The organism is Roseateles sp. FW301-B2, assembly GCF_058788955.1.
This window is the reverse complement of the sequence record NZ_JBYTBE010000050.1, coordinates 21,396-29,955: the sequence shown is the minus strand read 5'-3', so window position 1 is coordinate 29,955 and position 8,560 is coordinate 21,396. Positions and strand designations below refer to the sequence as shown.

The 8,560-nt window shown below is 65.4% G+C and carries 7 protein-coding genes; 2 read left to right on the top strand and 5 right to left on the bottom strand.

The annotated features are described in order from the left end of the window. Positions 1–47: 47 nt before the first annotated feature. The 3 genes from AC3WQY_RS23160 to AC3WQY_RS23150 form a co-directional block, all read right to left on the bottom strand. Positions 48–1,052 (bottom strand): NAD-dependent epimerase/dehydratase family protein, encoded by a 1,005-nt coding sequence (locus tag AC3WQY_RS23160; RefSeq protein WP_492710911.1) that lies wholly within the window; start codon positions 1,050–1,052, stop codon positions 48–50. Positions 1,053–1,104: 52 nt separating this feature from the next. Next, entirely contained in the window at positions 1,105–1,872 is a 768-nt protein-coding gene (locus AC3WQY_RS23155; protein ID WP_492710910.1) for a lysyl oxidase family protein, read from the bottom strand. Positions 1,873–2,015: 143 nt separating this feature from the next. After that, entirely contained in the window at positions 2,016–2,852 is an 837-nt protein-coding gene (locus AC3WQY_RS23150; RefSeq protein ID WP_492710909.1) for a class I SAM-dependent methyltransferase, read from the bottom strand. 168 nt (positions 2,853–3,020) lie between these two features. Here AC3WQY_RS23150 and AC3WQY_RS23145 point away from each other — a divergent pair, with 168 nt between their 5' ends. Next, positions 3,021–4,442, top strand: a complete 1,422-nt coding sequence (locus AC3WQY_RS23145; RefSeq protein WP_492710908.1) for an FAD-binding oxidoreductase — start codon at positions 3,021–3,023, stop codon at positions 4,440–4,442. A 33-nt stretch (positions 4,443–4,475) separates the two neighbouring features. Here the strand turns inward: AC3WQY_RS23145 and AC3WQY_RS23140 are convergent, their stop codons facing one another. Then, the gene (locus AC3WQY_RS23140) at positions 4,476–5,639 is read right to left on the bottom strand and encodes an acetylornithine transaminase (RefSeq protein ID WP_492710907.1); all 1,164 of its coding nucleotides are present in this window, start codon (positions 5,637–5,639) and stop codon (positions 4,476–4,478) included. 324 nt (positions 5,640–5,963) lie between these two features. Beyond that, positions 5,964–6,542 carry a P-loop nucleotide/nucleoside kinase family protein gene (locus AC3WQY_RS23135; protein ID WP_492710906.1) on the bottom strand — a complete coding sequence of 193 codons (579 nt, stop codon included), beginning with the start codon at positions 6,540–6,542 and terminating at the stop codon, positions 5,964–5,966. A 411-nt stretch (positions 6,543–6,953) separates the two neighbouring features. On the opposite strand from AC3WQY_RS23135, the gene AC3WQY_RS23130 reads away from it, so the two are divergent. Beyond that, positions 6,954–8,552 carry an ATP-dependent nuclease gene (locus AC3WQY_RS23130; protein ID WP_492710905.1) on the top strand — a complete coding sequence of 533 codons (1,599 nt, stop codon included), beginning with the start codon at positions 6,954–6,956 and terminating at the stop codon, positions 8,550–8,552. Positions 8,553–8,560: the final 8 nt, after the last annotated feature.

Below are 8,560 nucleotides of genomic sequence, written 5' to 3'. Positions count from 1 at the left end.
GGGCTGTAGGGCGGGCGCTAGGGCGAGGGCAGGCACCGCCTTGAACGCTAGCGCAGCGTCCGCAGCGCCGCCACGGTGTCGGCCAGGCTTGTTGGCAGAGGAATCTCGGTGCGCCAGCCCAGCACCGTCTTGGCGCGCTGGCAGGAGAAGTTGACGACCTTGCCGCTGGCCAAGGTGGCGATGATGTCCGGCGTTGCGATGCGCGGTGTGCCAAACAGCCGGTGGCTGATGGCGTCGTAGATCGGCAGGAACGGGGCGCAGAAGGTCGGTAGCGTCAGCAGGGGGGCGCCCAGCCTGGGCTCGACGGCGGCGAGCGCCAGCAGCAGCTCGGTGTACGAAGGGATGTGGTCGTAGCCGACGATGAAGCGGCCGGTCGCGCCTTTCTCGAAGGCCAGCAGATGCGCCGCCGCGACGTCGCGCACATCGACCAGGCTGAAGCTGCCGCGCGGCGCTCCAAGGCGGAACTCGCCCATCAGGCAGGCCTGGATCAGGTCGAGGGTGGGCGTGCGGCGCGCGAACCCGGGCCCGATGATCCCGGCCGGCAGAATCGTCGTCAGCTCGATGGAGAGCTGCTCGGCCAGCGCCCAGGCCAAGCGCTCGGACTCCACCTTGGCGCGGAAGTATGGAACGCGCAGATCGGTGGCCCAGTCGTCTTCCGTCGCGGGCGCCGCGCCCATCGGCGTGAGCGGCAGCGTGACCACCGACGATGTCAGGATGACGCGCCGTACGCCCGCCCGGGCCGCCGTCTTCAGCGTGACCTCGGTGCCGCGAATGGCCGAATCGAGGATCTCGGCTTCCCTGCCGCGCTCGGTGGTCGAGTAGACGGCGGCGACGTGGAACAGCGTGTCGACGCCGGCCAGCGCCGCCTGCATCTGGCCCGCGTCCCGGACATCCGCGGCCACCAGTTCGACGCCTGGAATGCGTCGAAGCATCGCCGTCTTGTCTGGCGCGAGCGTGCGCACCGAGGCCCTGACCGCGTGGCCCCTGGCACGCAGCAGGCTCACCAGATTCAGGCCCAGATGTCCGTTTGCGCCGGTGACCAAAGCTTGCATCTTGCACCCCCTGTTGCTGCCCGCCGCCGCCCCATGCCGCGTCGCCCGGCGCCTAGCGTTCCCTGCGCTTGGGCACGCTGGCCGGCACGCGCACGACGTCCGGGTAACGGTTCAGGCCCTGGTCGAACTTGTAGGGGTCGGGCTGCAGATTGATCTCCACCTCCAGCTCGTAATCGCCCTCGGCCACGCCGGTGACGTCGATCCACTGGCCAGGCAGCTGCTTGTAGTACCAGTCGCCCCAGCCGCTGGTGATGCCCTGGTAGCCGCAGTGGAAGCCGGCGCTCTTGTTGCCGCTGTACTTGAACGAGTCCTCGAAGCAGAAGCCCTGCTTGCGGCCGATGGTGGAGACATTGCCGTCGGACTTGTAGCGCAGCCGGTACTCCGAGAATCCGGCCATGTGATAGTGGCCGTGGCAGGCGTCGAAGTAGAACGCGCCGGCATAGGGGTTGGCCGGGTCGCTGCGGTCGCCCACCACCAGGTCGCCGTCGCCGGCGTTGACGATCACCACGTCGAACACCATCAGGCGGCGCCAACCATAGCCGCCGACGGCCCCTTCGAGCACGGCGCAACGGTCGCCCGCGTCGTTCGGGTCGAAGAAGCGGTCGATCACGCTGAGCTGGGATTTGAGCCTGATCGGGTCGACCGTCAGGTCGGGCCTGCCGCCGTTGGGGTAGACGGCGATGTCGTAGCGGTTCTCCAGCGAATTGCGCGCCGCGTGCGCCGGCAGCTGCGCCGCCAGCAGGGCGCCCAGCGTGGCCAGGCAGAGCGCCAGGCGGCTGCAGGCGCGGCGTGCGCGCATGACGGTGGTCTCGGTGATCATGGCAGGTCCTCCGACATCGGTGGCGCGCGCAGCGCGCCGTGCTCGCAGCCAATTGCCCGTTGACTTGACCGGTTGGCTGCCTCACCGGCGCCCCAGTCTAGGGGCGCGGGCAGGGCGCTCCTATCCCTTGGCCGTGGACCCGGCTACCTGCTTGCCGTGACCTGGGCGAGCACGATCCGCCCCTCTTCGAGATTGCGCCGCTGGTTCTGGGCCATGGCTTGAAAATCGGCGCCGAGCAGGATGTGAAAGCCCAGCGGCGGCAGGCCTTCCCGGCCGATCTTCTCCGCCAGCGCCACGAACCAGGCGCGTGCCGCGTCGGTCGTGTCCGACCAGTCCGTGATCGCGAAACCGGCCGCTTCGAGCAGCGCGCGCAGTTCATCCGGCCGCAGCAGAAAGCTCGCATCGGGCGTGCGCGCCCAGGGAACGGGGAAGTGAACGGGCCCGGTCGGGCCGGCCAGAACATCGTAGATCGCGAGCCTGCCGCTCGGTTTCAGGACGCGGTGCATCTCCCGATACAGGCGCGCCTTGTCCGGGATGTTCATCGCCGCGTGCTCGGTCCAGACCACGTCGAACGACGCGTCGGCGAACGGCAGCTGGGTCGCGTCGCCCTGGCGATAGTCGACGAGGTGCGCGAGCCCGGTCTTGGCGGTGAGCAGCTCGGCGGCGCGGCAATAGTCTTCGGTGAGGTCGATGCCAGTGACGCGGCAACCGAACTCCTTGGCCAGGCAGCGCGACGTGCCGCCGACGCCGCTGCCGACATCCAGCACGCGCTTCGCCGCATCGAGGCTCGCGGCCCGGGCCAGCTCAAGCGTCGCCGCCCGGCCACGGATGTGAAATTCGTCGATCGGCGCCAGGTCCTCGGGCGTGAGCCTATGGATGTCTTTGCCGGCTTTTTCGAGCGCCGCGAGTATGAGCGTGCCCAGCTCGGAACGGGCGTAGTGCGTCTGGACGGTTTCGTTGACACGATTCGGTGTGGACATGACTGCTCCGCATGTTGGCTGCTACTTTTTACCACCACGTACTTGCCGCCCTTGCCCTTGCTGTTGTCCATCGCCTCGCCTCCCCAGCGTAAACGCTTCAGAATCTGCACTGGCCTTGGCGGCCTGTCGCGCGCATGCTGTCGATGTCGTTCTTCAAGGAGGTCGATGATGGCAATCAAGCTCACACACATGGATGGCGGGATCGTGGATCTCGCGCCGGAAGCCTTGCAGTCCTTCAAGGCGGCATTCAAGGGCCGGGTGCTGACCGCGGAAGACGCAGAGTACGAGGAGACGCGCAAGGTCTGGAACGCGATGATCGACCGGCGCCCCGGCCTGCTGGCGCGCTGCACCGGCACGGTCGACGTGGTGCAAGCCGTGCGCTTTGCGCGCCAGCACGGGCTGCTGTGCTCCGTGCGCGGCGGCGGCCACAACATCGCCGGGTTGGCGGTATGCGAGGGCGGCCTCATGATCGACATGTCGCTGCTGCGCGGTGTCTGGGTCGATCCGGTGCGCCGCACGGCGCTGGCGCAAGCGGGCTGCACCTTGGCAGACGTCGACCGCGAGACGCAGTTGCACGGGCTCGCGGCCGTGCTGGGCTTCGTCTCCGCGACCGGCATCGCGGGCCTGACCGTCGGCGGCGGCTTTGGTTACCTCACGCGCCGCCATGGCTGGACCTGCGACAACCTCGTCTCGATGGAGGTGGTGACGGCCGATGGCCGAGTGCTGCGCGCCTGCGCGGACGAGCATGCAGACCTGTTCTGGGCCCTGCGCGGCGGCGGGGGCAACTTCGGCATCGTCACCTCCTTCGAGTACCGGCTCCATCCCGTCGGCCCCGAGATCCTGGGCGGTGCGATCGCCTGGCATGGCGAGGACGCCGCGCAGGTCCTCGAGGCCTATCGCAGCTTCAGCGCGGCGGCGCCACGCGAGCTGACCAGCGTGGCCGTGCTGCGGATCGCGCCGCCGGCGCCCTGGCTACCGAAGGAAGTGCACGGCAAGCCGATCGCTGCCATCTTCGTCTGCCATTCGGGCAAGGTCGAGGACGGCGAAGCCTTGCTGGCGCCGCTGCGCGCGACCGGCCGGCCGATCGCGGATATCGTGACGCGCCGTCCCTATGTGCAGATGCAGAGCCTGCTCGATGCCACCCAACCGAAGGGCAGACGCTACTACTGGAAGTCGCACTACCTGCCCGGCATCGATCGCCCGTTCATCGACCTTGCCGTGGCGCACGCCGCCCGCATCGCGTCGCCTCACTCGGCCATCCTGCTGTTCCAGATCCAGGGCGCGCTGGGCGAGCTGCCCGCCGGGCATTCGCCGGCCGGCAATCGCGATGCCGCCTATGTGTTGAACATCGCCGGTTCCTGGGAGCGGCCCGAGGACGACGCCGTCAATGTCCAGTGGGCGCGCGACTGTTTCGAGGCCACGCGCCCCTTCTCGACGGGCGGCACCTACATCAACTTCCTGACCGAGGAGGAAGGCCGCGATCGCGTGGAGGCGGCCTATGGCCGCTCGAACCTGGAACGGCTCGCGACGCTGAAGCAGGTCTACGACCCCGACAACTTCTTCCGCCATACCAAGAGTGTGAGCGGCTGATCGGGCCGGATTCGCGACAGGCCCCCCGTTCGATCATTGCGCGGCAAACTCCTCCAGCACGGCAGCAATGGCGGCGTCGAGCAGCTGCAGGCCCTGCGCGATCTCGTCGGCGGTGCTGTTGAGCCTTGGCATGAAGCGCAGGCAATGGGGCCGGGCCGAGTTGACCAGCAGGCCCCGGCGGCGGCATTCGCGCACCACCGCGGCCGCGTGATCGCTCCCCAGCTCCAGCGCCCACAGCAGACCCAGCCCGCGCACCTCGCCGAGGCCGTGGCGCGCGGACAGCGCTTGCAGACCGCGCTGCAACTGCGCGCCTTGCGTCCGCACCTGTTCCAGGAAAGCGCCCTGGCTGAGCGTTTCCAGCACCGCCAGCCCCACCGCACACATCAGCGGGTTGCCCGCGTAAGTGCCGCCCTGGTCGCCATGGGTGAAGACGCTGCAATGCGCCTGCGCCAGCAGCGCCGAGATCGGCACGCCGGCGCCCAGGCCCTTGCCCAGGCTCATGATGTCGGGCATGACCCCGTAGTGCTGGTAGGCAAACAGCTGCCCCAGGCGCCCGCAGCCGGTCTGCACCTCGTCGAAGATGAGCAGCAGGCCGTGGCGATCACACCACTGGCGCAGTGCGCGTACAAAGCCGGGGCTTGCCGGGCGCACGCCGGCCTCGCCCTGCACGGGCTCCAGCATCACAGCCACGGTGCGCTCGCTGAGCAGCGCCTCGACCGAGGCCATGTCGTTGAAGACGGCCTTCACAAAACCCGGCATGCCGGGCGCAAACAGGGCCTCCCAGCCCGGCTTGCCACTGGCGGCCATGGTGGCCAGATTGCGGCCGTGGAAGGCGTTGTCGAAGGTGATGATCTCGTAGGCCCCGCCCCGATGCAGCTGCCCCCACTTGCGCGCCAGCTTGATCGCGCCCTCGTTCGCCTCGGCCCCGGTGCTGCCGAAGAACACCTGGTCAAAGCCGCTGAGCGCGCACAGCCGCTCGGCCAGTTGCAGCGAAGGCAGGTTGTAAAGCGCAGGGCTGGGCGTGAGCAGCAGGCTCGACTGCGCCCCCAAGGCCTGGCTGACCTCGGGCGGGCAATGCCCCAGGGCATTCACCGCCCAGCCCTGCAGCCAGTCCAGGTAGCGCGTGTCGGCCGCGTCCCACAACCAGGCGCCCTCACCACGCACGAATACCTCGGCAGGGCGATCGGTCACGGGCATGAGCGCATCGAACCGCGGCGAAGAAGCACAAGAAGCGCTGGGGATTTGCATGGAGAAGTTCCTTTCACTTTGGGGTCGGACAAAGAAAAAGGCCACGGGTGTGAGCCGTGGCCTTGGGGGAGAAACCGGGGATTGGAGGGTGTTAGGTCGTCCTCTTCCTTGTCTCGCGCCAGGCGCACGGCAGCGCACGACGGGCTCGTGCGGCTCGTGCAGCTCGTGCGGCGGACAAAGACAGGAAGGCGGTGTACATGATGGGGGCATGCTACAGGAACTCGAGTCGGGGTCGAAAGCTGATGCGGCCGCCCACGCGCCCGACCTTGCGTTTCAGCCGCCGTGGGTCCTGATGTTGAAGCCCTCTGCCGCCTCCGGCGCCTCGAAGAACGACGAGACGTAGCGGAAATCTTCTTCGGTCAACTGATGCGAGCCCTCCGGCCGCTCGACGTTTCGCTTGGCGATGCGCTCCAGGCATTGCCAATCGGGAGTCTGGACATCGTGCAGCACATGCGCGGCCGCCGCCTGCTCGAACACCGAGCGAAACCAGCGGCGGCCGGCCCTGGTGTTGGCCTGGAAGTCCAGCACCACCGATGGCACGCCGTTCCGTAGCAGGTCCACCACCAGCGGGCCGATGACGATCTTCAACTTCTTCGAGCAGCGGATGTAGTCGTCAAAGACCTTCATCTGATCGCCATACAAGCGCATCAGCCAGACGTCCTCGGAGATCAGGATCGCCCCAAGATCCTTGGCCAGCGCGCTCGCGACCGTGCTCTTGCCGGCGCCGGCCTTGCCGCAGAAGAAGTGGAGGGTGGAAGTTGAAGACATGGGAACAGCTCCCCCGAACATGACCGTTGCTGCTGAGGTCGTGGCGCTCTGGCCAGGCCGGATGGCGCCGGAAAGCCAGGCCATGGATGGCAAATCTAGCACCTTGTCGGTCGGTCTTACTGGACCGACAAGGACGTTCTGGACCCGCTGGCCTAGGGCATCGAAAAGCTGCTGAGCTAGGGCGGAGATTCAGTGCCTGAGGGCCGCCGGGCGTACTCACGCTGCCGGGTATGAGTCAACCGTAGGGTCCGATCAAAGGGCGATGGCCTGAACGGCCGCTCTACGGGGTGCTGCGGCCGTAGAACTCAAACGAGGCTGTTCGCGTCGCGCCTATGTCCGCTTTGCTGGGGCTCGAACTGGCGCGACCGACCCATTGCGGACCAACCCGCTCGTGCGTTAGGAGACATGCGACTGCACTTGACTCTGCGCCCGAGCTGCCGCGTGGCTCTATATAGTCTCGCCGTTATCAGCTAGCAATTCTTCGGAGTCGCACTCATGGCAATTAACATCCCAGGCCTCGCCGATTCAATTGATGGAAATGGCCCAATCGTGGTGCTTGGGGCAAACGGATCCGGAAAGACTCGGCTCGCGGTGCAAATGGCGAACTCAGGGGCGGCAGAGTTCATTCCGGCGCTCCGGAACATAGCGGTTCCAGACCAGATCCCCAACTGGAATTTGCAGACTGCAACGAATGAATTGCAGAACCGCACCAACCAACGGCGCAGCAGCTATTGGGAGATGGTTCCCGACATAGACGCGCTGTTTGGAAAACTTTGGAGTTCGCATGCCGTGGAGGCGATGCGCGTCTATGACGAAGTGCTCCGGGGCCTGCAGCCTCATCAGCTTCCCGAAACCGTACTGACGAAGACGAAGGAACTATGGCGCATCGTCTTTCCGGGGCGTTCAATTGCGTTCACTGATTTCACTGCCAGGGTGACGAATGATTACCTCGGCGCGGCCACCTATACCGCCAAACACATGAGCGATGGGGAACGGACAGGGTTGTACCTTGCCGGCAGGGTATTTGATTCCACTCATCCGGTCGTAATCGTGGACGAACCGGAGACACATTTCCACTCGCGCCTTGCAGTCAGGTTTTGGGACGCGCTTGAAAGCTTGTCGCCTTCAAAGCGGTTCGTCTACGTGACACACGATTTGAACTTTGCACTCTCCAGACGTGATGCGTCGATTGTTCTAGTCCGCCCAAACCAGGCTCCTGAACTGATCGTGCCAGGGACATTGCTGCCGTCGGACGACATCGCGTCAATCCTTGGTGCGGCATCTTTCTCTGTCTACGCTTCTCGTTTGATCTTCTGCGAAGGTCGGGAGGAAAAGAGTCTCGATCAAGAGCTGCTTCGAGCATGGTTCAACGATCGCGAAACCGCTCTTATTCCAGTTGGCGGCTGCGAGAGCGTCAAGCGATGCACAGCCGCCTTTCAAACAAAGTCAGTGGTTAGTGGGTTCTCAGCGAGCGGCATTATTGATCGCGATCATTGGCCAGATGATCTTCTGTCCGGCTTGGCAAACGTCCATGCCTTACCCGTACATGAAGTAGAGAGCCTCTATGTTCTTAAGTCCGTCTACACAGCCATTGCATTGCATACAGGGCACAAGGCTGACGCGGTGGATGGGTTGTACGCGGGTGCGTTCGCGGGCTTTAAGCGCCAGATGTCTGGAACCCTCGCGAATAAACTGATCTGCGAGCGCTTCAAAGCCCGTTCTTTGATGCTCGTTGAACGGGCGTTTGAGTCGACTGTTAATTTCGAGGACCGTGCAGGCCTGCGTGCCACCCTCATTGCTGAGATCCCTCGTACACAGCCTGCAGCGGCACCAGAGAAGATCTGGGACGAAGAGGAGCAGGTTGTCAACAACGCGCTTGCATCAGATGATCCAAACGTGTTTCTAAAGGTGCTGCCAGGAAAGCCGCTGGTAGGGCCTGCGGCCGCTACATTGGGACTTTCTAAAGAACGCTACTGCGATCTAGTAAAGAGTGGACTGGGAGCATCGTCCGATCCCATGCTCCAAGCCCTCCACGGCGCGTTGGAAGCGGCGCTGGTGCCGTACTTGCCTCCTCGAAGGGCTCAATCCCAATGAGTTGACAG